This window comes from Pseudoalteromonas sp. P1-13-1a (assembly GCF_001401875.1).
Taxonomy (GTDB): domain Bacteria; phylum Pseudomonadota; class Gammaproteobacteria; order Enterobacterales; family Alteromonadaceae; genus Pseudoalteromonas.
On record NZ_LKDV01000002.1, the window covers coordinates 79,936 to 105,543 of the forward strand.

23 protein-coding genes are annotated in these 25,608 nt (G+C 41.3%); 16 read left to right on the forward strand and 7 right to left on the reverse strand.

The window, feature by feature from the left end:
* Window positions 1-230: 230 nt before the first annotated feature.
* From dinG to rsmS, 6 genes are read left to right on the forward strand one after another with little or no spacing between them, the layout of a single operon-like run.
* The gene (gene dinG / locus AN391_RS02455) at window positions 231-2,306 is read left to right on the forward strand and encodes an ATP-dependent DNA helicase DinG (protein ID WP_055013922.1); all 2,076 of its coding nucleotides are present in this window, start codon (window positions 231-233) and stop codon (window positions 2,304-2,306) included.
* Window positions 2,306-3,082 (forward strand): TSUP family transporter, encoded by a 777-nt coding sequence (locus AN391_RS02460; RefSeq protein ID WP_055013923.1) that lies wholly within the window; start codon window positions 2,306-2,308, stop codon window positions 3,080-3,082. The genes dinG and AN391_RS02460 overlap by 1 nt, the downstream gene beginning before the upstream one ends.
* Window positions 3,083-3,691 carry a primosomal replication protein gene (locus AN391_RS02465; RefSeq protein WP_055013924.1) on the forward strand — a complete coding sequence of 203 codons (609 nt, stop codon included), beginning with the start codon at window positions 3,083-3,085 and terminating at the stop codon, window positions 3,689-3,691.
* Window positions 3,691-4,587 (forward strand): histone deacetylase, encoded by an 897-nt coding sequence (locus AN391_RS02470; RefSeq protein WP_055013925.1) that lies wholly within the window; start codon window positions 3,691-3,693, stop codon window positions 4,585-4,587. The genes AN391_RS02465 and AN391_RS02470 overlap by 1 nt, the downstream gene beginning before the upstream one ends.
* A 49-nt stretch (window positions 4,588-4,636) precedes the next feature.
* A complete protein-coding gene (locus AN391_RS02475) occupies window positions 4,637-4,918 on the forward strand; it encodes a late competence development ComFB family protein (protein ID WP_055013926.1) in 282 nt (93 codons plus the stop codon).
* Window positions 4,902-5,054, forward strand: a complete 153-nt coding sequence (gene rsmS / locus AN391_RS20320) for a pleiotropic regulatory protein RsmS (protein WP_024033713.1) — start codon at window positions 4,902-4,904, stop codon at window positions 5,052-5,054. Before AN391_RS02475 ends, rsmS begins: the two co-directional genes overlap by 17 nt.
* Window positions 5,055-5,056: 2 nt before the next feature.
* On the opposite strand, the gene AN391_RS02480 is transcribed toward rsmS, so the two are convergent.
* A complete protein-coding gene (locus AN391_RS02480) occupies window positions 5,057-5,581 on the reverse strand; it encodes a hypothetical protein (protein ID WP_055013927.1) in 525 nt (174 codons plus the stop codon).
* A gap of 105 nt (window positions 5,582-5,686) precedes the next feature.
* Between AN391_RS02480 and AN391_RS02485 the strand changes: the two genes are divergently transcribed.
* On the forward strand, window positions 5,687-6,571 hold the full coding sequence (locus AN391_RS02485; RefSeq protein WP_055013928.1) for a DMT family transporter: 885 nt from the start codon (window positions 5,687-5,689) through the stop codon (window positions 6,569-6,571).
* Between the two features lie 29 nt (window positions 6,572-6,600).
* Here the strand turns inward: AN391_RS02485 and AN391_RS02490 are convergent, their stop codons facing one another.
* Window positions 6,601-7,599 carry a cupin domain-containing protein gene (locus AN391_RS02490; protein WP_055013929.1) on the reverse strand — a complete coding sequence of 333 codons (999 nt, stop codon included), beginning with the start codon at window positions 7,597-7,599 and terminating at the stop codon, window positions 6,601-6,603.
* An 18-nt stretch (window positions 7,600-7,617) separates the two neighbouring features.
* Window positions 7,618-8,358 (reverse strand): SDR family NAD(P)-dependent oxidoreductase, encoded by a 741-nt coding sequence (locus AN391_RS02495; protein ID WP_055013930.1) that lies wholly within the window; start codon window positions 8,356-8,358, stop codon window positions 7,618-7,620.
* Between the two features lie 129 nt (window positions 8,359-8,487).
* Here AN391_RS02495 and hisD point away from each other — a divergent pair, with 129 nt between their 5' ends.
* Genes hisD through AN391_RS02520 form a run of 5 tightly spaced genes read left to right on the forward strand, consistent with a single transcriptional unit; the run spans window position 8,488 to window position 13,272 of the window.
* Window positions 8,488-9,762 carry a histidinol dehydrogenase gene (gene hisD / locus AN391_RS02500; protein ID WP_055013931.1) on the forward strand — a complete coding sequence of 425 codons (1,275 nt, stop codon included), beginning with the start codon at window positions 8,488-8,490 and terminating at the stop codon, window positions 9,760-9,762.
* 3 nt (window positions 9,763-9,765) lie between these two features.
* Complete coding sequence (locus tag AN391_RS02505; protein ID WP_055013932.1) at window positions 9,766-10,770, forward strand: LacI family DNA-binding transcriptional regulator; 1,005 nt, start codon at window positions 9,766-9,768, stop codon at window positions 10,768-10,770.
* A gap of 14 nt (window positions 10,771-10,784) precedes the next feature.
* Window positions 10,785-11,486, forward strand: a complete 702-nt coding sequence (locus AN391_RS02510; RefSeq protein ID WP_055013933.1) for an alpha/beta fold hydrolase — start codon at window positions 10,785-10,787, stop codon at window positions 11,484-11,486.
* Window positions 11,483-12,250, forward strand: coding sequence for an HpcH/HpaI aldolase/citrate lyase family protein (locus AN391_RS02515; protein WP_055013934.1), 768 nt, complete (start codon window positions 11,483-11,485; stop codon window positions 12,248-12,250). Before AN391_RS02510 ends, AN391_RS02515 begins: the two co-directional genes overlap by 4 nt.
* Window positions 12,250-13,272, forward strand: a complete 1,023-nt coding sequence (locus AN391_RS02520) for an ester cyclase (RefSeq protein WP_055013935.1) — start codon at window positions 12,250-12,252, stop codon at window positions 13,270-13,272. The genes AN391_RS02515 and AN391_RS02520 overlap by 1 nt, the downstream gene beginning before the upstream one ends.
* Window positions 13,273-13,337: 65 nt before the next feature.
* On the opposite strand, the gene AN391_RS02525 is transcribed toward AN391_RS02520, so the two are convergent.
* Window positions 13,338-14,351, reverse strand: a complete 1,014-nt coding sequence (locus tag AN391_RS02525) for a polyketide cyclase (protein WP_055013936.1) — start codon at window positions 14,349-14,351, stop codon at window positions 13,338-13,340.
* Between the two features lie 237 nt (window positions 14,352-14,588).
* Between AN391_RS02525 and AN391_RS02530 the strand changes: the two genes are divergently transcribed.
* The 4 genes from AN391_RS02530 to AN391_RS02545 are packed head-to-tail and all read left to right on the forward strand — an operon-like array spanning window position 14,589 to window position 19,139.
* On the forward strand, window positions 14,589-16,199 hold the full coding sequence (locus tag AN391_RS02530; protein WP_055013937.1) for a sodium:solute symporter family transporter: 1,611 nt from the start codon (window positions 14,589-14,591) through the stop codon (window positions 16,197-16,199).
* 10 nt (window positions 16,200-16,209) lie between these two features.
* Entirely contained in the window at window positions 16,210-17,175 is a 966-nt protein-coding gene (locus AN391_RS02535) for an ester cyclase (protein ID WP_055013938.1), read from the forward strand.
* A 9-nt stretch (window positions 17,176-17,184) separates the two neighbouring features.
* Window positions 17,185-18,288 (forward strand): ester cyclase, encoded by a 1,104-nt coding sequence (locus AN391_RS02540; protein ID WP_055013939.1) that lies wholly within the window; start codon window positions 17,185-17,187, stop codon window positions 18,286-18,288.
* Window positions 18,285-19,139, forward strand: coding sequence for a hypothetical protein (locus AN391_RS02545; RefSeq protein WP_055013940.1), 855 nt, complete (start codon window positions 18,285-18,287; stop codon window positions 19,137-19,139). Before AN391_RS02540 ends, AN391_RS02545 begins: the two co-directional genes overlap by 4 nt.
* A gap of 339 nt (window positions 19,140-19,478) precedes the next feature.
* Here AN391_RS02545 and AN391_RS02550 read toward each other — a convergent pair whose 3' ends face one another.
* The 3 genes from AN391_RS02550 to AN391_RS02560 all read right to left on the reverse strand — a co-directional run bounded on the left by AN391_RS02550 (window position 19,479) and on the right by AN391_RS02560 (window position 25,602).
* A complete protein-coding gene (locus tag AN391_RS02550) occupies window positions 19,479-21,881 on the reverse strand; it encodes a TonB-dependent receptor (RefSeq protein WP_055013941.1) in 2,403 nt (800 codons plus the stop codon).
* Between the two features lie 351 nt (window positions 21,882-22,232).
* The gene (locus tag AN391_RS02555) at window positions 22,233-24,587 is read right to left on the reverse strand and encodes a TonB-dependent receptor (RefSeq protein WP_055013942.1); all 2,355 of its coding nucleotides are present in this window, start codon (window positions 24,585-24,587) and stop codon (window positions 22,233-22,235) included.
* A gap of 502 nt (window positions 24,588-25,089) precedes the next feature.
* Window positions 25,090-25,602: a CC0125/CC1285 family lipoprotein gene (locus tag AN391_RS02560; RefSeq protein ID WP_055013943.1), complete on the reverse strand. Its 513-nt coding sequence runs from the start codon at window positions 25,600-25,602 to the stop codon at window positions 25,090-25,092.
* Window positions 25,603-25,608 lie beyond the last annotated feature (6 nt).

Genomic DNA, 25,608 nt, shown 5'->3' on the forward strand with positions numbered 1-25,608 from the left:
CAATAAACCTTACTTATATTTTGTTTTTCTACTTTAGGGCCTATAAACATTAAGGGTTGATAATTGTTCAATCTCAAAATATAAACAGACCACAATAGGGAGTAATTTATAAACTTAAAAAATCGCCGCATTAATTTACTAAATTAATTTCATCGTTGCTTGTAGTTACACGGTTATAACTCTAAAATTCCTACACTGTAATTATATACATATTTTAGGTTTATCTCCCCATGCTTTCTGACCAACTAAAAAAAACCATTAGGCAAGTACACCAGCATGTGGCTAATAACCTCATTGATTACCGCCCGCGTAGTAGCCAAAACTACCTAGTTGCCGAAATAGCAAAAACACTGGCTGGCGAATACCATAAAAAGCAGCGCATTTGTGTAATTGAAGCAGGCACAGGTACAGGTAAATCACTTGCCTATTGTTTAGGCGCACTACCGCTTGCCCTTGCACAAAAAAAGAAGCTAGTTATTTCTTCGGCTACCGTGGCACTGCAAGAGCAATTAATAGCAAAAGAGCTGCCTTTTTTTAAAAAGCATTCTGGGCTCGACTTTAAGTTTGACCTAGTAAAAGGCAGGCAGCGCTATATATGTGCCCATAAACTACATAACGCAGTTAATGGCGATAGCCAAACGCAAATGGAGTTTATGCCCACACTTACCTCGCCACTAAGTGATATGGAAACAAAGTGCTTAAAAGGTCTTTACGATGCATATGTAAATAAACAATGGCAAGGTGACAGAGATAGCTGGGCCGACACCATCCCCGATAGGGTATGGAACTTAATCGCCTGCGATAAACACGCATGCCAACGCCAAATGAAAGCCCACCAAACTTGTCCATTTCAGCTTGCTCGTAATCAGCTTATGCAAATGGATGTACTTGTAATTAATCATTCGTTATTACTCGCTGATTTGGATTTAGGGGGTGGTAAAATTTTACCCGAGCCCGATAATACTATTTATGTAATAGATGAAGCGCACCACCTTGCGCATATTACCCGCGACTTTTCATCGGCAGCGGCCACTATTAAAGGCACTATTGATTGGCTCGATAAGCTCACCAAATTTAGCGGCAAAATGTCTAAGGTACTAGTGGGGCAAAAAGCCATTGGGCAAAACTTTAAGCTATGCGATAGCATTAACGATGCTAATAAAGACTTAAAAGTAGTGCGTGATATTCTTGATAATGCCGACTTTGAATATTCAAAAGACGACACATACCGTTTTGAGCATGGCGAAATACCAAAATCATTGCACAACAAAGCTAAAGATATAAGTGATGCCACCCTAGATGCACTGCGTTGTTTAAATAAAATGCACGATACCCTCACGCAAGATGTAAGCGATGGCGATATAAAACCCTACGTTGCCGACCCTGTTTTGGCCGAAAGCGGACACTACATAAACCGCTTAGAGCAATTAAATAAGCTGTGGTATAGCTATGCAAATAAAGGCGAAGGCACACCCCACGCTAGGTGGATAAAGCGTTTAGAATATAAAAACCATCACGATCACCTATTAAGTGATTGTCCTATCGAAGTTGGCTACTACTTAAAAGACAAACTATGGAATGAATGCGCCGGTGCAGTTTTGTGTTCTGCTACTTTAAGTGCTCTCGGTTCGTTTGATCATTTTGCTTATGAAAGTGGCTTAGCAAAAGAAGAAGGTGTTAAGTTTATTAAGGTCCCCTCTCCTTTTGATTACCCTAAACAAGCAACCTTGCGTATTCCGGTAAGTAAAATTGAGCCAACCGACAAAGCCTTTAGCGATCATATAGCGCAAACCTTGCCTGAGTACTTAAACACAAAAAAAGCTAATTTAGTGTTGTTTGCATCGTATTGGCAAATGGACCATGTGGCTAAGTTTCTTAGAACAAAAGGTTTTAACTTATTAGTGCAGGGCGAAATGTCGCGAGAGGCATTATTAAAAAAGCACACTCAAAATATTGATAGTGGTAAAGGTAGTATTTTGTTTGGTACGCAAAGCCTCTCAGAAGGGCTTGATTTACCTGGTAAATATTTAGAAAACTTAATAATTACAAAAATACCGTTTGCCGTACCTACATCACCAATAGAAGAAGCCCAAGCCGAATTTGTACAAAGTAAAGGCGGTAACCCGTTTTTGTCTATCACCGTGCCCGATGCAGCAAAGAAATTGGTACAAAGCTGTGGTAGACTGCTGCGAAAAGAGAGCGATGAAGGCCGTATAACCATTCTCGATAGACGCTTAGTTACCAAGCGCTACGGCAAAGCCATGCTCGACACCTTACCACCTTTTAAAAGACAAATAGATTATTAATGTTTGAACTTGCACTAGATCCCACAACACTGGCAGTTTTATGTGCCGCGGCCCTTGCTGCTGGCTTTATTGATGCAATTGCCGGCGGCGGTGGGTTACTTACCGTACCCGCACTACTCACCGCAGGCTTGCCACCGCATGTAACGCTAGGCACAAACAAACTTGCGGCAAGCTTTGGCTCATTAACGGCCAGCTACACGTATTATAAAAAAAATCTCTTTAGCCCTAAATTTTGGGCAAATTCCATTATTGCTACCGCCATAGGCGCTGTTATTGGGACATTAATTGTTGACCATTTAAGTATTGAGTTTTTAAATAAGCTTTTACCTATCATTATAATTATGGTGGCGTGCTATAGCTTATTTGGTAGTTTAAGTACCACACAGGGCGATGATTTACCAAAAGTAACCCCAATACTTAAACTAAAGCAGTGGTTGCAGGGTTTGGCATTAGGTTTTTTTGATGGGGTAGCAGGCCCAGGCGCAGGTACTTTTTGGACCGCATCTAATAGTTTATTTTATAAAATGAGCTTGCTGCTTAACTGTGGATTAGCCCGTTCAATGAACTTTGTATCTAATTTTATATCGCTTATTACCTTTGTGGCACTTGGTCATGTAAACTTTTTATTAGGCCTAATCATGGGCTTTTTTATAATGTTAGGTGCTTGGATTGGCGCTCACTCAGCCATTCGCTTTGGCGGTAAGTTTATTCGCCCTGTTTTTAACACTATGGTTATACTGCTAGCATTAAAACTGATTTACGAGGCTTATTTGTAAATGCAAATACACGCGTTAGATAAATTACGCCAACAAGTTGCTACGCTTAAACAACAAGCTGAGCAATTTGATAGCGCAAAGTTGTTTTCTAAAAACCGCTATATGCAGGCGCAGCATAGTTTATTTGACCGCGGCGTATTTAGTACTAAAAGCATGAACTTAACTGACTACGTAACAGAAATTGAAGACGAAATTACCAGCTTACCACCCAGTGAACACCGCCATGCTTATGCTTATGCACTTGAGCGTATAGGTAATCAAGTACACGCTGTATTTAATGTTATTAAATCGACTCCTATTTGGGCAAAAGAAAACAAAAGCCAGTATAAACCAAGGCCAAAAAATACGGTTTATAAGCAAGCCGTAAAAAAAATTATGCAATCATCGCATGAGCTATACGACGAGCTTAAACAAAACCACGAGTTTGAACGACGCTTAGTGTTAATGATTGAAGAGCGCAAACTACAAATGGAAAAGGCTACCCCAGCGCAAGCACAAAAGCTTAATATGGAAATTTTAACCACGCATGCGCGTTTAGGGCGTTGCCGTAAAGCAATTTCGGCCACCGAAGATAAAATTCAACAAGTCGAAAAACAACAATTACGCTAATGCCGCTTTTTTACCACCCGCTCTACAGTGCTTTAACGCTTCCTGAGCGCCACCGTTTTCCTATTCAAAAATACCAAATGCTAAAAGCAGAAATAGAACGCTTAGGCTTTGGTACTACACAGTTTAATACACCAACCAAAGCAACGCCCGAGCAGCTCGCACTGTGCCATAGCCAAGACTACATAAATGATTTTTTAAACGCCACGCTCAGTAATAAAGCAATTAAAAAAATGGGTTTCCCGTATTCACGCGAATTAGTAGAGCGTACGCTGCTTTCAGTTGGGGCAAGTATTCAAGGCAGCGAATACGCCCTAAAACATGGCTTTTGCGCTAATTTAAGTGGAGGCTATCATCATGCATATAGTGATTACGGCAGCGGCTTTTGTATTTTTAACGATTTAGCTGTGGCTGGCGCGCATTTAATCAACACAAACCAAGTCGATACCGTATTAATATTTGATTGTGATGTACACCAAGGCGATGGCACGGCTCAAATTACGCAACATAATAACGCTATTATTACTTGCTCTATTCATTGTGAGCAAAATTTTCCGCGCTTAAAGCAGCAATCCGATTACGACTTCGCTCTGCCTGCCAACACCTCAGACACCGAATACTTAACAACGGTACAACAAGCTCTCGAATTTTGCGTGCGTATTCATAACCCCGATATTATTTTATATAACGCAGGGGCTGATATTTACAAAAAAGACGAGCTTGGTCTATTTAATGTATCCCTTGGAGGTGTTTACAAGCGCGATCACTTTATACTCAATTTTTGTAAAGAGAACAATTTACCTGTTATGTGCGCGCTTGGTGGGGGCTATCAACGCAACGTAGAGTCGTTAATAAATGTGCATAAACAACTATTTAAAGCGGCTATCGATTTATTTTAGTGCTTAGTATACACTCAAATAAACGGACCCCATAAAAGGCGCTAGCACGATGCGACTGCACGACGACATACATAACTTTTACGAAAAAATTGTGGTTGAAGAGATCATTAAACGTAAACTAGATAAAGTTTACAGTGAAGATGTAATGGCCGATTTTTGTTGTACGGTGCTCAATCAACTTCCCCCTCGCTATATTCGCTACGATGTAGATATGGCATTTTATTTACCGCAAAGTGAACGTATTCACATGGAAGAGCGCGTACAAACCGCTATTGATGTAGCCATTACTCAAATTTCAAAAAAGAAAGACTTAAATGACCAGCCCACTTGATAACGCCCCTACACATGTAAAACTTGCGGTGGATTTAATTATGCTGCTGGAGCAGCACGAGGTTGCTCCAGAGGATGTGTTAAAAGCACTCGAAATTGTAAAAAGTGACTTTGAGCAAAAACAAGCTACAGCTTAGCATTACTCTTTTGTTTGCACATCGTATTTAGTCACAGTGCCCTCGTGTTTGTTACAGTCTATTTTAATTTCGCCAAACGTGCGTCTTGGGGTAGTCGAGCGACGGCACGTCATTTTTTGTGCTTTACTACCATACTGGCTTATGTACAACGCAACGGTTTCGTCTATTTGTTGCTGTTGCGCCGAAGTAGCCGCGTTATAAAACGTATTGTATTGCGCCTGCCAACTTTCAACTCCAGCCTCTTTTGCAACCCCTAGCCACCCCATCCCCATGTTAGTGGATTGTGTTAAGTACTGCCCTTTTAAAAACATAAACGACAATGTGTATTGCGCACTTTTATAACCAAGCGCTGCAGGGTCTTTTAGGTACATAAAAGCTTGTTTAAAATCTCCTTTTTTATATGCTTTTATGCCGTTGTACTCATGTTTTTTCATGGTGGTGTCATCGTATAAATTAACAGGCGTAGACCCACAACCACTTAATAAACCCACTCCCATTATTGCTGTGATCAGTAAATACCGGCTCATGACTATTCCTTTTTTATTATTTTTATATGCGAGTACCGAATCTGGCTTACAGTTATTGCCAAGCCTGTTACTCTATAAATTAATTTGTATAATTAAAATACTATCATGAGCTTAGCAAGTTTACTTCGGTTATTTTTTCTGGCTGCAATTTGGGGCGCCTCATTTTTATTTATGCGAATGGCGGCAAATAGCCTAGGCCCAGCGGTGTTAATAGAATTTAGAGTCGGCTTTGCCGCACTCACCCTTTTTATAGTGGCGCTGTATTTAAAACGCCACTTGGCGTTTACTAAGCACACCAAGCACTTTTTTATAATTGGTGCGCTTAATTCTGCCCTTCCCTTTTTACTTTTTGCATACGCAGCGCAAACTATTAGCGCCTCTACTTTATCGATTTTAAATTCAACAACCCCTATTTGGGGCGCAGTGGTAGGTATTATTTGGAGTAAAATCAAACCGACTAAAAGTATGGTTTTAGGTTTGATGCTTGGTTTAATAGGCGTGGCAATTTTAGTTGGGCAAAATCATCTTGTATTAAATACTCATTCACTTATTGCGATTGCAGCAGCGCTAAGCGCCTCTCTGTGTTATGCCATTGCATCACATTATACAAAAAATGCCCCTAAGCTTGCACCGTTCGATAACGCACACGGCTCTATGTGGGCAGCCAGTTTTATAGTACTACCCCTTATACTTTTTATGCCTATTCGCGAAGTACCTAGTACCGACGTTATGCTTGGCGTGTTAGCCCTTGGCGTGGTGTGTACCGCACTTGCTTATATTTTATTTTTTAAACTTATTGACGATATAGGCCCAACCTCAGCTTTAACGGTCACGTTTTTAATTCCACTATTTGGCATTTTTTGGGGGCATGTAATTTTAGATGAGCAAATTGGGCCAAATACATTACTCGGCGCATTATTTGTTATTATGGGTACTATGCTAGTGACTGGTTTTTTACCACGAAAAAGGCACTTAGCTAAAACAAGCTAAGTGCCTTAAATAATTTATGGCATTAAAATTTAAATAAAGTGTGGGTCTTTTGGCATATCGTGGCGGCGCGTTATATAAAGCACACAGTCGGTTTGGCTATTATTGCTATAGGCTCTTACTTGCTCAATGGGCACTGAAAAAGTATCACCTTGGTTAAGCGTTAATACTTCATCACCTAAGTCTATTGTTACGCTTCCTTGATGAACAAATATAACCTCTTCTTCAAAACGAATATGGGGCGCAACTTGTGCATCAGGTTGTAACTTTAACGCAGAAATATTAAAACCATGAGGCCAATTTAACTGTGTTTGAATACATGTTTTGGCGTTTAAATTACCGACTAATGGCGCTTCATATACGCCGTCGAACTGGCTAAGGTACGAGCGTTTATTCCAGTTAAAGTTGCTGGCTTTAACCACAGTTTGTGCCAGCTCTTCATCGGTTATTACTCGGTGCTGCGCTATTTGCTCTTGACTGGTAACTGCCATGGGCTTAACGCCATCGGGAATTGTTTCATTTAACGTGGTATCTATTAAGCTGCCATTTTCTAGCAAAATTAGTCCGTATTCTTTTGCCATGTCAAATACTTGCGGAGCCCAAAGTACCCTACCAGGGTTATCACTTCCAAGTACCGCATATAAATAGCCTACGCCATCGCCAACATTTTCAAACCCTCTAAATATATCCATCGGGATCGAAATAATATCGCCTTCATTTAAAATCACTTTGGCATCTTTAGCGTCAACACCAGTATAAAAAGCCCACGTACCACTGTGAACTACAAAAATTTCTTCAGTTAAATGGCTATGCTGCGAATTTAAACACCCTGCAGGTTGGCGCGCACCACCAATATTAAACCCATGAGGAATAGAAATATGCACATGTTGATTTGGGTTTTCGGCAACACCTGGGCCAATAATTGTAAAATTCTCTTTTTGATCACTCCCCGGCGAGCGCGTGTCTATAAAGGCGTTTTTACACGCAATTAAATCATCGTATCTTACTAAGCGCTCTTTAAATAAACTCATTACTCTCTCCTAAACTAATTACTGAGCGGTCCAACCGCCATCAATTTTAATACTTGTACCGGTGATCATTGCCGAAAGGCCGCTTAGTAAAAACACACAAGCATTGGCAATATCATCGGTTTGAGCAATTTTTTTCAGTGGAATCATGTCGTAAACAAACTGTTTAAATGTCGCATCTTCTAGCATAGGTTTGGTCATTGGGGTTTCCACAAAGGTAGGGGCTACGGTGTTCACGCGCACATTTTTATCGGCAAGTTCAACCGCCATTGCTTTGCTCAATCCCTCTACCGCATGTTTGCTCATGCAATACAAAGTGCGTTTAGGTGAACCAACAAACCCCATTTGCGACGACATATTAACTACTGCACCAGTGCCAGAATTTATTAGCGCAGGCAGTGCCGCTTGGCTAATTTTATAAACGCTGCGAATATTCATCGCAATCACATCGTCAATATTCTCATCTGTTTGCTCAAGCATTGGCGCAACCCGATTAATACCGGCGTTATTTAACAGCCCATCGAGTGTTTTTAGCGCCTTTAAACGCTCAAAAAAAGCATCGCTATTAATATCTAGCGACCAAATTTCTATTTGCGAAGGCGCGTATTGCTGTAGTGTTTGTAAATCACTGAGGGTACGTGCTACTGCAATAACCTGAGCCCCTGCATCTACGCATTTTTCTACGCACGCTTTACCAATACCTTTGCCTGCACCAGTCACCAAAATGGTTTTACCCACTAAAAGCGTTTTATCAAATCCCATTTGCTCACCTAAATTCTATATTGCATTCGAAGTCATTATTAATTAGAGTGCAGTTAGATGCAAGACATTATTTAACCAATACGTCTCATCAAATGTGTATATAACAACGACTCACTAAGGACATTAGCAATGATAAAGCATTTAAAAAAGGGTCAACCAATTGACTCAAAACAAAAACAAAATCAATCAGTAAGAGATATTGTGGAAAATATTTTAGCGCATGTTGAAACCGAAGGTGACGCAGCCATTCGTGAATACTCTGAAAAGTTCGACAACTGGACTCCGGAGTCTTTCAAACTTTCAGAAGACGAAATTAAAGCCTGCTATACACAACTTGATGATCAATTAATCAACGATATTAAATGGGCACAAAGCCAAGTACGTAATTTTGCACAAATACAACGTGACTCAATGAAAGACGTAGAGGTAGAAACCCTACCTGGCGTAACCCTTGGCCATAAACATATCGCTATGGATAGCGTGGGCTGTTATGTGCCAGGTGGTAAATACCCGCTATTAGCCTCTGCGCACATGAGCGTATTAACCGCTAAAGTAGCGGGTGTTAAACGCGTAATAGCCATGGCTCCGCCGTTTAATGGCAAGCCATCACCTGAGATCGTAGTGGCTATGGATATGGCAGGCGCCGATGAAATTTATTGTTTAGGCGGCGTGCAAGCGGTAGCGGCAATGGCAATTGGTACACAAACTATTGCGCCAGTAGATATGATCGTAGGCCCGGGTAATGCGTTTGTTGCCGAAGCAAAACGCCAGCTATTTGGTCGCGTTGGTATAGATTTATTTGCAGGGCCTACCGAAACGCTTGTTATTGCTGATGACAGCGTAGATGGGGAACTATGTGCAGCTGATTTACTTGGTCAAGCAGAGCATGGCCCTACCTCTCCTGCTATTTTACTTACCAACTCAGAGCAATTAGCAAAAGATACAATGGCTGAGGTGCAAAGGCAGCTTACTATTTTACCGACAGCTGATATTGCAGGCGTAGCGTGGCAAGATCACGGCGAGGTGATAGTGTGTGACACTTACGAAGAAATGTTACAAGTAGCCAACGACTTAGCGTTTGAACACGTACAAGTAATGACCAGCAATACCGATTACTTTAAAGAAAACATGCAAAATTTTGGCGCTTTATTTTTAGGCCCACAAACTAACGTATCTTATGGTGACAAGTGTATTGGTACAAACCATACACTACCCACAGGTAAAGCTGCGCGTTATACTGGTGGACTATGGGTAGGTAAATTCATAAAAACATGTACTTTTCAGCAAGTAACAGAGCAAGCCTCGGTTGTTGTTGGTGAGTATTGTTCACGATTATGTGCTGCTGAAGGGTTCGCAGGCCACAAAGAACAAGCAGACATTCGTGTAAGACGATATAGGAAATAAACCTTGAAGCAAAAAAGAGTCACCTCATACGATGTTGCCCGTGAGGCGGGCGTATCGCAGTCAGCGGTATCACGTGTTTTTAGACCTGGTTTTAGTGTCTCTAAAAAAACCCGTGAAAAAGTAATCGCAACGGCCAATGAAATGGGCTATCGCCCTAATGCTATTGCCCGTATGTTGATCACCAAACAGTCGGGGATGGTTGCGGTTATTTTGTCATCGCAAGCAAACCTGAATTACCCAGAGGTGCTTTCTGAGCTAAATAGAGAGCTGGCACTGAACAATAAACGTGTGCTGCTCTTTACGCTTGATAACGCAGACGAGCTAGACGAGTTACTCGAAAACATTTGGACATTCCAAGTTGATGGTGTAATAGCCCTAGCCGCTCACTTTGATAGTAAAAGCTTAAACTTATTTGCTAAACACAGTACACCTATAGTGCTTTATAACCGCCATGTGCCGGAGTCAAATGCAAACACCGTTTGCTGTAATCACGACAAAGGCATTAAACAGTTAATCGATTTATTACACCAAGCTAACCATAAATCGTATTTAATTCTTTCAGGCCCTACCGACTCGGATGTTGCAAACGAGCGCAGAGAAATAGCCGAGAATTATTTACACACTCTGGGCGTACAAAATACCCCTGTTATTTATGGTGATTATGGGTATAAATCAGCACGTGATGCACTTAAAAAATGGTTAAAAAAACACCCTAAGCCCGATGCCATAATATGCAGTAATGACGCAATGGCTATTGGCGTAATTGATGAACTAAAAGAAAACTTTTGCATTAAAGTGCCCGACGACATATCAGTTGTAGGATTTGATGGTATTAATGCCTCTTCATGGTACAACTATCAAATAACCACAGTACAACAGCCTATGAAACAGCTTACCAAAGCCGCTGTTGATATTTTAATGGAGCGCATTGAAAACCCACAAGCGGCTGCAGAGGTGCGAGTGTTTACTGGTTCATTAATTGAAGGGAACTCTATTAAAAAACGTTAAATTAAGGAATTTTTGTGGCCAAAAATCCTGTTTATATTTTACCTGGTACGCTATGTAATCACCGCATGTTTGCAGCGCAAATTAACGCACTGCAAAATGCAGGATTTACACCATGTGTTATTCCTTTTACAGAGCAATCTAGCATTTTGCAAATGGTAGCGCTTTGCAAAAAAATAGCGCAAGAGCCCGGCCCATTTATTGGTTTTTCAATGGGCGGAATTGTTGCGCTAGCACTGTTAAAATCACACCCTGAGCTTGTTACCTCCTTGTGTTTGATATCGAGCAATTATTTAGCCGATAAACCTGAGCGCCCTGCAATTAGGCTCAAACAAATTGAACATGCCAAAAGCACAAGTTTAGAAGCCCTGCTTAAACGCGACTTTTTACCTCACTACTTTTACCAAACACATAAAGCCTATGAAGACACAATACTTAGCATGGCAAATGATCTTGGTATTAATGTCTTTAGCGCCCAATTGAGCGCCCTTGGCACCCGCGATGATACATTAAATGTAATAAAACAAAGTACTAAAAAGCTACTCATTATTGGGGGCGAGCATGACCCACTATGCCCAGTAAATATTCAGCAAACCATGCATGAAGCAGCGCCTAATAGTGACCTTATACTACTTGGTCATTGCGCCCATTTTGCCCCACTTGAACGAAGTAATACGGTAAACGCAATTTTATTAGACTGGTTGGAGTCTTTATCATGAATTTAAAGCAAAAGTTAAATGCAAAACAGCTACTGCTAGGTACCTTTATTAAAAGCACGCATTATCACAATACGGAAGTATTAGCCCACACTAATCTTGACGTTCTGTGCCTTGATGCAGAACATGCGCCGTTTGATAGAGGCGATTTAGATAGCTGCATAATGGCAGCGCGTACTAAAAATATGCCCACACTTATACGTGTTAGTAATACCGACCACGCCACGTTACTAAGCAGCTTAGATATAGGCGCAGATGGCCTTGTACTCCCACATATAAAAACACCTAAACAAGCAAAAGCAATTATTAAAAACTGCTTTTATGGCAATAACGGCCGAGGCTATGCCGGTTCAAGCCGCTTTGCAGGTTACACAACCCATGCCTTAACCGATAACCTAGCAAGCAATAAGTCATCAACCTGCATTATTGCACAAATAGAAGATGCCGATGCATTGGATAATATCGAGCAACTGTGCCAAATAGATGAAATTGACTGCATTTTTATAGGCCGTATGGATTTAACTATTTCCCTTGGCGAAACCAATCCAAGCGCTCCAATTGTCATAGAGGCAGTCACTAAAATAGCCAAGGCAGCGGCTAAATATAATAAATGCTGTGGCATGTTTGTGGGTAACTTAAGTGAGCTAAACCACTGGCAATCATTAGGGGTAAGTTTTTACTTATTAGGCTCTGATCATAGCTTTTTATTAAGTGGCGCAAAGCAATTGCGTAACGAGTTCGATAGTGCAATGGGAGCGTTAAAATAATGAGCTTACATAATAAAAACAAAAACTTACTACAAGGGTTTAGAGAAGCACTTTATAACTTTGATCAAAAAGCCCTACAAACACAAATTAACAGCGTATTTGCCGATGATGCGCTCGTGCAGCTATGTTACCCGTTTGAAACACTTGTCAACCCTAATGCACTTATTGAGCAAGTTTATTTACCACTTAGCGAGGCATTTGTAGGATTAGAGCGCCGCGATACAATTGTTATGGCAGGTAGCTCAATTAACGACTCAGACTGGGTAGGTTGTTGCGGTTATTATACCGGTTCGTTTGAAAAGCCATGGCTTGATATCCCCCCTACTGGGCACCAAGTTAGCATGCGTTTTCATGAATTTTACCGTATTAAAAATAACAAAGTGGTAGAAGTACAAGCTATTTGGGATATTCCCGAAGTAATGATGCAAGCTAAAGTATGGCCGCTTTCGGTGAGCTTAGGTAAAGAGTGGCATGTACCAGGCCCTGCAACGCAAGATGGATTAATCACAAACGAATACAATGAAGAGCACTCAGCACAAAGCTTAAAATTGGTGGGCGACATGTGCGAGCATTTAGGTTTTTATGTCAAAGGCGGTATAGAGGCTATGAAGCTGGAGCAATTTTGGCACCCGCACTGTAGCTGGTATGGGCCAAGTACCATAGGCACTGCACGAGGTATAAAAGGGTTTAGAAACTGGCATCAAATTCCGTTTTTAAATGCCCTCCCAAACCGTGTAGGTGATACAAGTAAAGGCTATTTATTTGCCGATGGAAACTATGTTGGCTTTACCGCGTGGCCGGGTATGAGCATGACTATTAGTAATGATGGTTGGTTAGGTATTGCGCCTGCAAATCAGCAAATAACCATGCGTAGTCTCGACTTTTGGCGCGCCGAGAATAACTTAATTCGCGAAAACTGGGTGCTGATAGATATTCTTGATGTGTACCATCAAATTGGGGTAGATGTACTCGCCCGCATGAAAGAGCTTAGCAAAGCCCGCTATTTAAACTTTGCGCCCTAGCAATTAAAGCCGTATAAACAAAAAAGGCTCTGTTAAACAGAGCTTTTTTTTGTAGCTAAATTAGGCTAGGCGCCAGGGTTTGCAATACTTTGCGTGCGCTTTAAAATATCTAGGCCTTGTTGTTTTAACCAATAAGGAATATCAATAATGACCCAGTTTTCTACTAATTTATCGCCCTCGCGGTGATACACATCAACCACGCGCATATCTGCTGGGGTATTAGCACCCGGTAGGCCTAAAAAGCCCCCAATGGCCGTGTTAGTTAAGTTAGGCCAGCCAAAAAAGCAGGCAAATTCGTCTTCTGCAAACCGGCAAATATGGCCGTTAAACACTTTACCCGTTAGCCCTTCTCTAAACGGATACATGTGCTGCTGCTGATAACGCTTAATTGTGTAAGTAGCGCCAATGCCAGCAGGGCCATACCACACCATGTTTTCATCCCAGGTTTTACCAAGCACTTCGGGCGGGCACGTATCAACCCCACTTTTGTTAAGCGCGGTTAGGTTATCAATCATTTGATTTACCAGCGCCATCGTTTTTTCGCTTTGCTCATCGCTACTTTTACCTAAACGAATACCATCGTGCGTACGCGGCCCGGGATACGTAAAATATTGCCCAGTAGAGAGCGGCAGCGGGTTTAGCCCCACTTGCATCATAAGGCCAATAATATCGACAAAAAAGCCGGTCTGAATTATTTTTCCGCCTTTAATGCAGTTAAACTCAGCATAACGCAAAGTGGCAAGCTTATGGGTTGGCGCAATACCTAGCCAGTCTTTATCAAATAAGCCCATAAAATGGCCCATACTCATCACCCACTGACCGCCGTCGGCCTCGCTTTGCCCTGCAATAAAAATATCCTCACGGCGTTGCAGCGCACTAAACGAGCTAAATAATGGCTGCCAAACTTGTGCAATTACATCATTAGTACACTCAAGTTCATTAAAAGGGTGCACCCCTTTAAAGCTATATTCATTAGCCATAAACTCTTTAAATACGGCTTGTAAGTTATTGCCCTGTGCTTTTTCTAATGCAGTATGAAATTGACGAACTAGTTGTTTATCTTTAAGTATATCTGCCATGATTATTCCTCATTGTTTGCGCAGTCAAATTAGTATCTTCAAACCGCCGTTAAGCACACTTTAACAAAATGTATTGCATTTAAAGAGTAATTAAAAGCCTGTGAATGGTAAGTTATAAATTGATTTAAAATAATACTAATGAGAATTGACTTCGAAGTCAAAGTGATTCATGATGATTCAAAATAAAAAATACAAATAGGCTCTCAAGCCCGTAAACCTAATCTAACAGGATTAATTATGAATGATTTTGGATTGTTGAATTGGAGCATTCTCATCGGGTACATAATTGCCAACCTAATTCTTGGGTTTGTAATTAGTAAAAAGATCAGTAGCGCTAACGACTTTTATATAGGTCGAAAAACAACACCGTGGTGGGCTATTGGTATATCGGTTGTTGCTACTTACGTCAGTGCGCTCACTTTTTTAGGTGCTCCAGCGTGGTCTTACAAAGAGGGACTTTCGGTTATTGCCATACACCTAAACTACCCGCTGGTTATAGTGGCGGTGGTGTGTTTGTTTTTTCCGTTTTTTTACAATGCTGGAGTGGCCTCTATTTACGAATACCAAGAGCGCCGATTTGGTAAAAAAGCCCGCTTACTTATCTCTACCATTTGGTTAATTTCGCAAACCATGGGTTCAGCCGCGGTGCTTTACGCCACCTCACTCGTACTGGCTTTTATTGTTGATATAAACGTTATAACCGCCATATTTTTGGTCACTATAATTGCCCTCATTTATACCATGCTAGGTGGCATAACCGCCGTTATATGGACCGATGTCATTCAGTCAGGCATCTTGTTTATAGGGGCAGGTATTATTATGTATGCGCTTATTACTTCAATGGATGGCTCGTTTAGCGCAACACTGAGCGAGCTAAAAACCCAAGGTAAGTTAGATCCGCTCAATTTTTCGCTCGACTTTACCCAAGTGACTACCGTGTGGTCTGGCGTGTTGGCTATGTCGCTGTACCACATTACTGTCTATGGCACTAACCAAATGATGGTGCAACGCACGCTCGCAGCTAAAAATATTGGCGATGCTAAAAAATCCTACTTACTAATGGGCTTTATCGCGTTCTTTATTTACTTGTTCTTTATATTTATGGGCGTGCTGTTTTATAGCTACTACGGCGGGCGTACTTTTGAAAACGACAACTTAATTATTTTACAATTTGCAGCCGACTATGGCCTACCAGGATTAATGGGTATTATTGCTGCTGCGGTAATGGCCGCTTCAATGTCGAGCCTCGATTCTGCGCTTAATTCACTTTCGACCATAAGTACTATCGATTTTTATAAAAAGTACTTTGCCCCAGAAAAAAACGACGCTCACTATTTAAATGTTACTCGCTTATTTACGCTAGGTTGGGCGGTGATCATTATTATTCCGGCCATTATGTATCACCTATACAGCGAAGGCTCAATTTTAGAAATACTCACTAAAGTAGGCTCGTACTTTGTGGGTGCACAACTTGGCATGTTTGCGCTTGGGTTTTTCTCAAAGCACACCACCGAAAAAGGCTTACTAATAGGTACTTTAGTGTCGTTTATTACCGTTGCTGTGTGCGCACTATTTACCGACATTGCATGGCCATGGTACTGCGCCATAGGGGCAATAACCTGCCTTGTATTTAGCATTGCGTTAAGTATTGCATTTGATGGCTATCAAGAGGATTACAACGAATACACCATTAAAGGTCAGTTAAAAGCATTTAAAGATCAAAAACGTCCAGAAAAAGAAAACGGCTGGTACTTAATTCCGGGTAAGTTTGACTCAATCAATTACTGGTTACTTGGCTTTTTTGTACTGAGCTTTGCCTCTCTCATGTTATTTGAATATTTTGTGTAAGGTGAAATAAATGAATATTTTAGAACAACTTTTTGAGAACTTCAGCGCTGCAGAATTGCCAAATCAAGCATTACTTGCAGACTCCGTTCAATGGCAGGTAAGCCACCCTTTTGAGCCTATTAGCACAAAGCAAAATGTGATTAATGATTACTTTGGCGTACTTAAACATTCGTTACCTGACATAGAGCGCAAACCGTTTATCTCTATTGAGGGAGACTATAAAGGCGAGCAGTGGGTGTGTGCCACAGGTTATTTTACCGGCACATTTACACAGCCTTTATTGGGTATTCCTGCCAGTGGCAAAAGTGTATTTATTCGCTACAGCGAAATGGCGCAAATAGAAAACAACCAAGTAGTTAATGTTTACACCTTTTTAGATTTAATTGATGTAATGAACCAAGTAGGCGTAAACCCATTACGCCCAAGCTTAGGTTACCCAGGTTTAGTTATGCCCCCCACCACACTTGATGGCGTACCAACAGGTGATAAAAACGAAACGCTTAGCAAAACCAACGAACAACTTGTGGTTGATATGCTCACAGAGCTTGGCCGCTATGATGGGAAAGACCTATACAGCATTAATTTAGAAAAATACTGGCACCCAGATTTTATTTGGTATGGCCCAGCAGGCATTGGTACAACCCGTGGAATTAGCGGCTTTAGAGAACACCATCAAGGGCCGTTTTTAAAAGGCTTTCCTGATCGCGGTATTAATAAAACACTGTGTTTAGTAAGTCACGATAACTTTGTTGCTACCGGCGGCTGGCCTCACATGTATGGCACCCATACCGGTGAAGACTGGTTAGGTTTACCGCCTTCTGGCAATAAGCTGTTCCCACGTGTAATGGACTTTTGGCGCTGCGAAAACGGCATATTAAAAGAAAACTGGGTCGCTATTGATATCCCTCATTTATTAGATGGAATGGGCATTGATATTTTTGAGCAAATGCAACGCAAAATAGCCGCAGCTAATTAAGAGGTGAGCATGAACAAACACAATAATATGACCCAACCTTACTGGCTGCCGTTATCAAGCGTGTTAAACCCGCAAGGTAACAAACAACAGCCTTTAATCGGTTTTGATGACGAATTTGTTGATATCGTTGATTATATTTTGCGTATAACACACCGTATATGGGAGCAAAAAAACATTGGCTTATGCTATCGCTATTACGCCGATATATGCCCTGTTTTTACCCTTGGTGCCTATGGCGAAAACATAGAAGATGTTATTCAAGGCACCCTTAAAACCATTGCGGCCTTCCCCGACAGAAGCCTAATTGGCGAAAACGTGGTGTTTTCAGAAGAAGCGAACGAGCATTATTATTCGTCACACTTAATTAGTAGTGTAATGACCAACACAGGTAACTCAGAGTTTGGCCCTGCAACGAATAAAACCGGCCGCGTTACAACCATAGCCGACTGCGTATGCTTTGAAAATAAAATAGTTAAAGAGTGGCTTGTGCGCGACAACGGCTTTTTAGTTAAACAGCTTGGCTTAAACATTATTAATGTAGCCAAACACATGGCAAACATTCCCAGTAAAGATAAGCACACACAGTGGCTAAATGATGAATTTAACCGTGTAGTAGCAATAGATCACCGCGTAGCAAGTACGCCCATTTTAGAAGGCGAATTGGCTGCATTTGCTCACCATTGGCTAGATACATTATTTAACCAAAAGCAGTTTGCTAAAGTGCACGAGTTTTACAGCTTAACGGCATCGCAGCAATGGCCTAGTGGCAGAATGGCCACCGGACTTGCACAAATAAACGGGGTATTTATACAATTTTTTGCCACCTGCCCCGATGCCAAATTAACAATCGATCATATAGCCATTACTCCATTTGACGAAACCACAACAGATGTAGCGATACGCTGGTCACTTGCTGGGCATTTTAATCCGCAAAATAGCGAGCTAAGTGAGCTTAAACAGCAGCCTTACTTTATTTTAGGCGCATCGCATTTACGCATTAAAAACAAAAAAATCATCGAAGAAATCACCGTTTTTGATGAAGTAGCACTTTATGCAAACTTATTTAAAGCACATGCATTAGTCAACAAAGCACAGCTGGAGGAAAATGCATGATCAACGCGATTATAGATTTATACACTAAAGCCGACATTGAAACACTAAGCAGCAAATTGCTTCGCAGCAGCCGCTGGCAACAGCACCACTTTACAGCCATGGGGGCTTTGCAGGCACAGCCTTTATGGCTTAGCTTTTTAGCTCAATATGGGGTGTCTGAGTGTGTATCGCACACACATAGTGTAGGTGCAGAACGTGAAACCTTACAGCTGGTTTTACAGCCTAAAAAGCTTAAAAACCCGGTGCGCTTAACGTTTGTAATTAGACATAACAACACCTTTATAAAAACAATAAAGTGCGTGGTGGATACGCTGTCGCTGGCTAATAATGAGTATGTAAATACAACAATAAATAACAGCTCGGTTATTCCTAAATTACCAAAAAGTGACCCTATTATTGTTAGCGATTTAGATAATCAGCTACACCCCACGACCTTTCATGCAACACCCAGTGCTATCTGCGAGCTACCCTCTCACATTGCTCGTACTTTAGATAACTGGTGGCAAATTTGGCAAACCAACAACCTGGCTCACTTTAATACCCTATATACTCCAAGCGCTACAGCCATTCTTGCAGGTAATACAGAGCCACAACCAATCTGTGCACTGCTGGATTGCCATTTAGATTTTACGCAATCGCTAAGTAGGCGTTATGCCCAGCTAGAAACCGTTGAGTATGACAGCACGCAAAACAAAGCCACCGTATGCTGGACCCTTGATGGCAGCTTTAATGCTAAAAACGTACGCGTACGTCAGCAAATACTCAGCGTTATTAGCATTACAGATAGCCAAATAACCCACGAAGTAATGCAATACGACACGCTGGCACTAAACCAGCAATTTGCACTATAGGTTAACCTTTTCACTTCCCTTCAAGCGCTCACTGAGCGCTTTTTTTTTACCAATACTCTATCACTTTGCGGGGCTAAATATGTCGCTACCTGCGTTTAAATACCCTCATTTACGACTGCATGGATACAGAAGGGAGAGCAATGCAGAAGCAATTGCCGAGCACAACTAAATAGCGATTTTTCTCCTAGCTATCAACACGTTTTCTAGCCTTAAAATTGATCGCTTAATTAAATGGATTGGCATTAATTAATTTTGAGGATGAGAGGAGCAGGAAACAAAAAAGCCAGCTAGTAAATAGCTGGCTGAAAGTAATGACCGTAGCGGCCATTTTAGGAAATTCTAAAACTGATATTTTAAGCTTGCGCCCCACGTACGTGGGTTGTTCCAGTTAGCTTGTACTGAGTTTGCAGGTAAGCCATCAACAATTTGTGAGTGCACTACACCACGGGTTAAAATGGCTTTATCACCAATATTTTTAACGTATGCCTCTACTTGCACACTGTCGTTTATGTACCACGTTAAACGTGCATCAGCCATTAAATGCGCATCTACTTGCACCTCTGGAATATTCGTATCAAACGCGTAGTAATCGTCTAAGTAATTTAGTTGAATATACGGTACTAAGTACGAGTCTCCCCCTAAGCTAAACTCATAACGAGCTGAAAAACCAACACTGTATTCAGGCGCCATAGCTGGGCTCCAGCCTTCAAAACTAAACTGGCTAGCGCTGTCGTTTATGTCTTGGCGGCCTTCTAAGTTACCTAAAGCCAATAATGGGCGAAGTTGCTCATTACCTACCGCGTAACCATCAGCAAATTCACTATCAAGCAGTGATACTGTACCGGTAAGTGTGAGGTTATCAATTGGAACCCATTGAATATCGGCTTCTAGGCCAATGGTTTCTACATCACCACCATTTTCGTAGTATTCAAATGTGGTAGCTGTACCTGCTGCAACACACTCTAAAACAGTATCGCCAGCGGTCGTATCGTTACATGATGTTGCAAATAACTGTGCTTTTACATCTTCATATTCGTTCATAAATACCGAAAGGTTTAAACGCATTGCGCCATCAAGCAAATAGCTTTTCATACCCATTTCGTAAGAGATAACATCTTCGTTATCATAAAGTGGGTCAGCACCGCGAGCCACTACGCGCGAATCGTTTGCGCCACCGGTTCTGTAGCCAGTTGCTACACTTGCATACACCATAATATCGTTATTAATGTCGTACTCGGCAGCCGCTTTATAAAGCAGTGCTGAGTCATCCCAATCAGGAATTGTATCGCCGGTAAATGTTTTATCGTCTTGGTTTACACGTAGGCCACCAATGACACGCAAATCTTCTGTTATTTGGTAACGTAATTGTCCATATGCCGCAATTGATTTAGCTGTATGTGGGTCGTAATCAGGGTTCCCCCACGAAGGCACTACAACAGAGTCTGATACACCGTCGCCTGTGGTATCTGCATGCGATAACCAGCTCCAGTCGGCTTCTTGATCAAAGTAATAAAGGCCACCAATCCACGAAAAGTCACCGTCATCGTTTGATGAAAATTGCAGTTCAGATGAAAGTGTTTTTTGGTCATCCTCACGGCCAAAGCCACCTACAAAATCTATGCCTCCGTCGCTGTAGTCGTTATCGTAATATTGCTTACCACTGAGTGTTGAATAATTAGTGGTCCATTTAATATCTGCAAAGTCGGTATACCACTCAAGTGCTAATGTGGTCGAAAAACTTTCTTGCTTATCAAGTGAAAAACCATTGCGGTAAACATCATACGGGCCAAGGTCTTCGTGCTGTGCATCACTTGGCTGATAAATATGCCCCTCGGTTATTGTAGGCGTGGTGTTAAATACACCCGACCCCGGCGAGGTTTCTTCAATTTGGTAGCCCGCTATTTGCTGGTAACCCCAAATAGCTTCTGAGTTTGAGTCTTTACGCGAGTAATCAAAGCGTACTGTGGCATTAAACTTTTCGTTTGGTTCCCACTTAGTAACGTTACGCATATAAAACTGGTTTTTTTCGCGTAAATCATCTGAAGGCCCTGGAACAACTAAATTATTGATATAACCATCATGGCGATCAGAGGCCACTACAAAACGAGTTGCCACGGTGTCGCTTACTGGAATATTTATAATTCCTTCGTAAGCGCTGCGGTTATAACTGCCTGTTTCAACTTTTATACTCCCCAGTAAATCGTCAAAAACAGGTTGGTTAGTAATAATATTAATACTGCCCGCAAACGTGTTTCGGCCATATAACGTACCTTGCGGCCCACGTAATACCTCAATACGTTGTACATCCACCAGTGCCCCTAAGCCTGATGAAGTGGTAGGTACATAAATACCATCTTGAAATATACCTACAATTTGCTCAGCAATACCGGTGCCTGCTACACCTACTTCGTTGGTGCGAGCGCCACGCATGGCAGGGCGAACCTCACCACCCGACGACCCCATACGTAAGCCTGGTACTACTTGTTCAAGACCAGTAACATCAATAATACCAGCGCGGGCAATGTCCCCTTCACCTAATGCTGTTATTGATGATGATACTTCCTGTAGGTCTTGCGAGCGTCTGTTAGCGGTTACCGCTATACGCTCAATGGCAGGTTCTTTAACGTGTTCTTGCACTTGTGCCGATTCAGGCTCTTGCGCGGCGTGGGCATTCATTGTGGCTGCTGCAATAGCGCCAGTGACAGCAAAATGAACGAGAGTCCGTGTAAATTTAGCTTTCATTATAATTATTCTCCCGAGTATAAAACGTATTTAGTTCTCCCCAAAACCTACATTTTCAATTATTACAGTAAACAAGTTGTATCAATTGAAAATGCATGGATCTAAAATAGACTTCGGAGTCAAAAAGATCAACAACTTTTTGTACGAATAATAACCTTGCCAACATTAACCATTATAAAACAACAAGTTAAAATTAAAATAAAGTGATTTCGAAACACAAAAAAGCCAGTAATAATTTATTACTGGCTCTATGTAAGCGATTGTTTAATTTAAAATTTAAACGCTATATTTTAGCAAAATGCACAAACTTACACTTATGCTAAAATCTTAAAGTACATCATTAAATAATGCCTAAAAGTTATAGCCTACCCTTACACCATAAGTGCGCGGATTAGCATAATCAGCCGCAGCTACATTACCACCAAAGCGGACTGTTCTAAGTAATATAAGCTCATCTCCAGCGTTTTGAACATACGCACGCACAGACCACTCATTATTTGCCGAATACCATGCAAGGCTAGCATCGTACTTTTGGTAACTTTCTTGAGTACCAAATGAAAAAGGCAAATCGTTGGTCGTATACGAATCCGATAATTGAATACTGGTAGCAGGCACCACTCGCCCATTATCACCTAAGTCAAACTCATAACTGGCCAATAGTGTAATATTGTATTTAGGACTTAGCTGCACGTCATTACCATCTAGTTGCAGTAAGTTATCTACACCGTTAATGGTCTCTCCACCTTCTTCAAATACGTTTGGTGTTACAAAGTCGCCATACGTTGAGTCTGTAAACGCGGCGCGTGCCCCTAGGCGAAGTGCATCACTTACCTGCCAATCAATTTCAAGCTCTAAGCCTGTCGCATCAATTTCGCCTGCATTACCAAAAAACGAGACTGCCGTACCACCCACGTTTTGAAAACGGGTAGAGAGGAGATCTTCGTACTGGTTATAATATAAAGAAGCATTAAGTCTTAATGAATTATCAAGCAACATGCTTTTAAAGCCAACCTCGTAAGCCGTTACTGTTTGCTCGTCATAGCTATTTTCGCCATTAAAAGCACCCTGAGCATTACCCGCTAAAAAGCCTGTAGATACCGTTGCATAAAGCAGTTGAGAATTTGTTAAATCGTGCTCAAGCCCTAATTTCCATGTTACTTTGCTCCAGTCGTCATCTGCGTTATCAACCTCAAGCACAGAAAAATCAAGCGTACTTAAATTATCTGGATTTTGCCCGTAAATATCCCACTCACGGCTATCATTTGTGTATCTAATACCCGCTATACCACGAGTATCATCACTAAAAGCATAGTTACCTTGGAAGTAAGCAGCTGCGGATCGCGTTTCTAATTGAATTTGATTTAACCAAGACGCGTACTGAAATTCTTGTGGTTGGGTTGTATCTGGCACATTGTCAACCACGGCACCATAGCTGCCATTTAAAAATGCATTATCTAAATCTTCTGAAAACAAATAAATACCGGCTACCCATTCAAAGTCGCTTTCATACGTTGAGCTAACCTGCACTTCTAGCGAGTTTGTTTTTGATTCAATCGCATTACCATCAACTGTGGTTGCATACGTCGAAAAATCACCATCAGTAAGACGCGTTTCTTCGTAATCCATTGAGGCTGCAATCACTTTTAAATCCACCGACTCTAATGACCAGTTAAGCTCTGCACTAATGCTTACATCACTTACATCCCGCGATGGATTATAGTCAAACTGCTGAGTGAATGGATCTGACGATACCGCCTGTGCTGTATCAAGCCCTGGTGTTGCTACGTTATCTAAACCTGCACCAAAGCGGCCACAATTACTGCCACATACATCATCGCGACCTATTCGCTCAGTTAATGGGGCCGACAAGCTTGTTTTACCTGTGGCTGGATTTATAGGCACACCTAAAATATGATAACCAAATGCACCACCGCCATTAGAGTCGTCTTGCCAGGTCTCTACTTTTACATTTAAATTTATATCGTCGTTAATTTCGGTAAAAACTTGGCCACGTAAAAAATACATATCAGCATCTTTTAAGCCTGCATCTTCATTAAATGTATTTTCAACGTAGGGATCCCTTATTTCTCGAACCCCAGTAAAACGTACTGCAGTGTCATCAGTAAGCGCTGTATTAAAAAAGCCTTCACCACGTAAATGACCATAATTACCAAATGTAACAGCCATACCACCTTCGGTAATATCTAGCTCTGGCTTTTTAGCAATTACATCAATTGCCCCACCAAATGAGTTTCGTCCAAACAATGTACCTTGTGGCCCACGTAATACTTCAACACGTTCTAAATCTACAAAACCAGCAAGCGCCTGCCCGTGGCGAGGACGATAAACACCGTTAGAATAAAACGCGATAGCAACATCGTTAGCTTCTACTTGCTCTGTTCTGGCACCGCGCATAGCTGGGCGAGCATCACTACCCGACACGCCAGACTTTAAACCTGGCGCTAAGCTGTCAAGGTTTAAGATATCAGTAACGCCATTTTCAAGTAAATCTTTAGCCGATACAGCGGTCACAGCCAAAGGCACCGACTGAATACTTTTAACACGCTTAGTTGAGGTAACCGAAATAACCTCCAACTCTTTGTTAGGGTTTAACTTTGCCTCTTGCGAGTATACAGAGGCCGAGCCCAATATCGCCGTGTTTACTGCAGCAAAAATAAGTGTTTTACGTAAAATATGTGCGGCCATGAGATTAGTTCTCCACCTGTTGATATAAGTTATTTTATTAAGCATTTAAGGGCTAAATAACCCGCTACCAAATTTTTAGTATTTATAATTATTAAAAGCGCGATTTAAATGCCTATTTTTTCGACTTATAAAAACTATCGCTTTTTGCATTCGAATGCAATAAAGATTATATAAAAGTTTTACATGTTCATAACACTAAAAACGAAGCAGCGTATTAAAATAAAAATAAAACCTTTAAAATCAAAGGGTTATTTTTCAGGCTTATTCTTTAAAGCACTGGTTTGATCTGTCTAATTTAACAAAAACAACCAAAGAAAGAAGTATGGTGGAGAAAATGTCGATTAAAAGACTTCGAAGTCTAGGTGGAGGGGTAAGCACATTTAAAGTAGGCACCTAACTGACTTACAATTATGTGCTCACTGTCACTAAAATTTAGGGCGTAAGTGTACGGCTGAAATATAATCACATGTAAAATAGCGACAGCTAATAACTATTCTCATAATTACTTTTGTGCTTTTTTGCTTAAGTTTTCAATTAAGTCTTGGGCGCTAAAGCTGTTGTCGCTGGGTTTTATACCTTTGCCCATTTTAATATCAATTAAGGTGTGCACTTCTTTGCGTTTATCATGATTGCTTAACTGTACGCCTACGCTGCTTGTTGGGCGTGCGCGTGTTTCGCAGGTTAATAAACCACAGTTTCGCTCATATTGCGGGCTGTGTGATGCACTAATAGATGACGTGGGGGCTTGCGATTTAGACTCAACAAAGGTTTCTTTATTTGTTACAACAAACCAGTCGTAGCCTTGCGCTTGGGTAAGCTCAGCCGCGCGTAATAATGCATAGTCACCGGCATCGGCTACGTTGTTTGATACACTTTTAAACTCGACGCGGTATTGATCGTCACTAATTTTTTGCTCGCTATAACCTTGTGAGCCATTATTAGCTGGGCGGTAGTCGGGTTTTGATGCGCAACCCGCCATAAGTAAAATACTGATAATTAAAATAGATGTTTTCATCATTCA

Coding starts and splice junctions, on each gene's coding strand:
- AN391_RS02490 (WP_055013929.1), bottom strand. CDS start 7,599: ATGAGTTTATTTAAAGAGCGCTTAGTAAGATACGATGATTTAATTGCG.
- AN391_RS02530 (WP_055013937.1), top strand. CDS start 14,589: ATGAATGATTTTGGATTGTTGAATTGGAGCATTCTCATCGGGTACATA.
- AN391_RS02470 (WP_055013925.1), top strand. CDS start 3,691: ATGCCGCTTTTTTACCACCCGCTCTACAGTGCTTTAACGCTTCCTGAG.
- AN391_RS02545 (WP_055013940.1), top strand. CDS start 18,285: ATGATCAACGCGATTATAGATTTATACACTAAAGCCGACATTGAAACA.
- AN391_RS02480 (WP_055013927.1), bottom strand. CDS start 5,581: ATGAGCCGGTATTTACTGATCACAGCAATAATGGGAGTGGGTTTATTA.
- AN391_RS02560 (WP_055013943.1), bottom strand. CDS start 25,602: ATGAAAACATCTATTTTAATTATCAGTATTTTACTTATGGCGGGTTGC.
- AN391_RS02525 (WP_055013936.1), bottom strand. CDS start 14,351: ATGGCAGATATACTTAAAGATAAACAACTAGTTCGTCAATTTCATACT.
- AN391_RS02460 (WP_055013923.1), top strand. CDS start 2,306: ATGTTTGAACTTGCACTAGATCCCACAACACTGGCAGTTTTATGTGCC.
- AN391_RS02515 (WP_055013934.1), top strand. CDS start 11,483: ATGAATTTAAAGCAAAAGTTAAATGCAAAACAGCTACTGCTAGGTACC.
- hisD (WP_055013931.1), top strand. CDS start 8,488: ATGATAAAGCATTTAAAAAAGGGTCAACCAATTGACTCAAAACAAAAA.
- AN391_RS02550 (WP_055013941.1), bottom strand. CDS start 21,881: ATGAAAGCTAAATTTACACGGACTCTCGTTCATTTTGCTGTCACTGGC.
- AN391_RS02520 (WP_055013935.1), top strand. CDS start 12,250: ATGAGCTTACATAATAAAAACAAAAACTTACTACAAGGGTTTAGAGAA.
- dinG (WP_055013922.1), top strand. CDS start 231: ATGCTTTCTGACCAACTAAAAAAAACCATTAGGCAAGTACACCAGCAT.
- AN391_RS02535 (WP_055013938.1), top strand. CDS start 16,210: ATGAATATTTTAGAACAACTTTTTGAGAACTTCAGCGCTGCAGAATTG.
- AN391_RS02475 (WP_055013926.1), top strand. CDS start 4,637: ATGCGACTGCACGACGACATACATAACTTTTACGAAAAAATTGTGGTT.
- AN391_RS02540 (WP_055013939.1), top strand. CDS start 17,185: ATGAACAAACACAATAATATGACCCAACCTTACTGGCTGCCGTTATCA.
- rsmS (WP_024033713.1), top strand. CDS start 4,902: ATGACCAGCCCACTTGATAACGCCCCTACACATGTAAAACTTGCGGTG.
- AN391_RS02465 (WP_055013924.1), top strand. CDS start 3,083: ATGCAAATACACGCGTTAGATAAATTACGCCAACAAGTTGCTACGCTT.
- AN391_RS02485 (WP_055013928.1), top strand. CDS start 5,687: ATGAGCTTAGCAAGTTTACTTCGGTTATTTTTTCTGGCTGCAATTTGG.
- AN391_RS02555 (WP_055013942.1), bottom strand. CDS start 24,587: ATGGCCGCACATATTTTACGTAAAACACTTATTTTTGCTGCAGTAAAC.
- AN391_RS02495 (WP_055013930.1), bottom strand. CDS start 8,358: ATGGGATTTGATAAAACGCTTTTAGTGGGTAAAACCATTTTGGTGACT.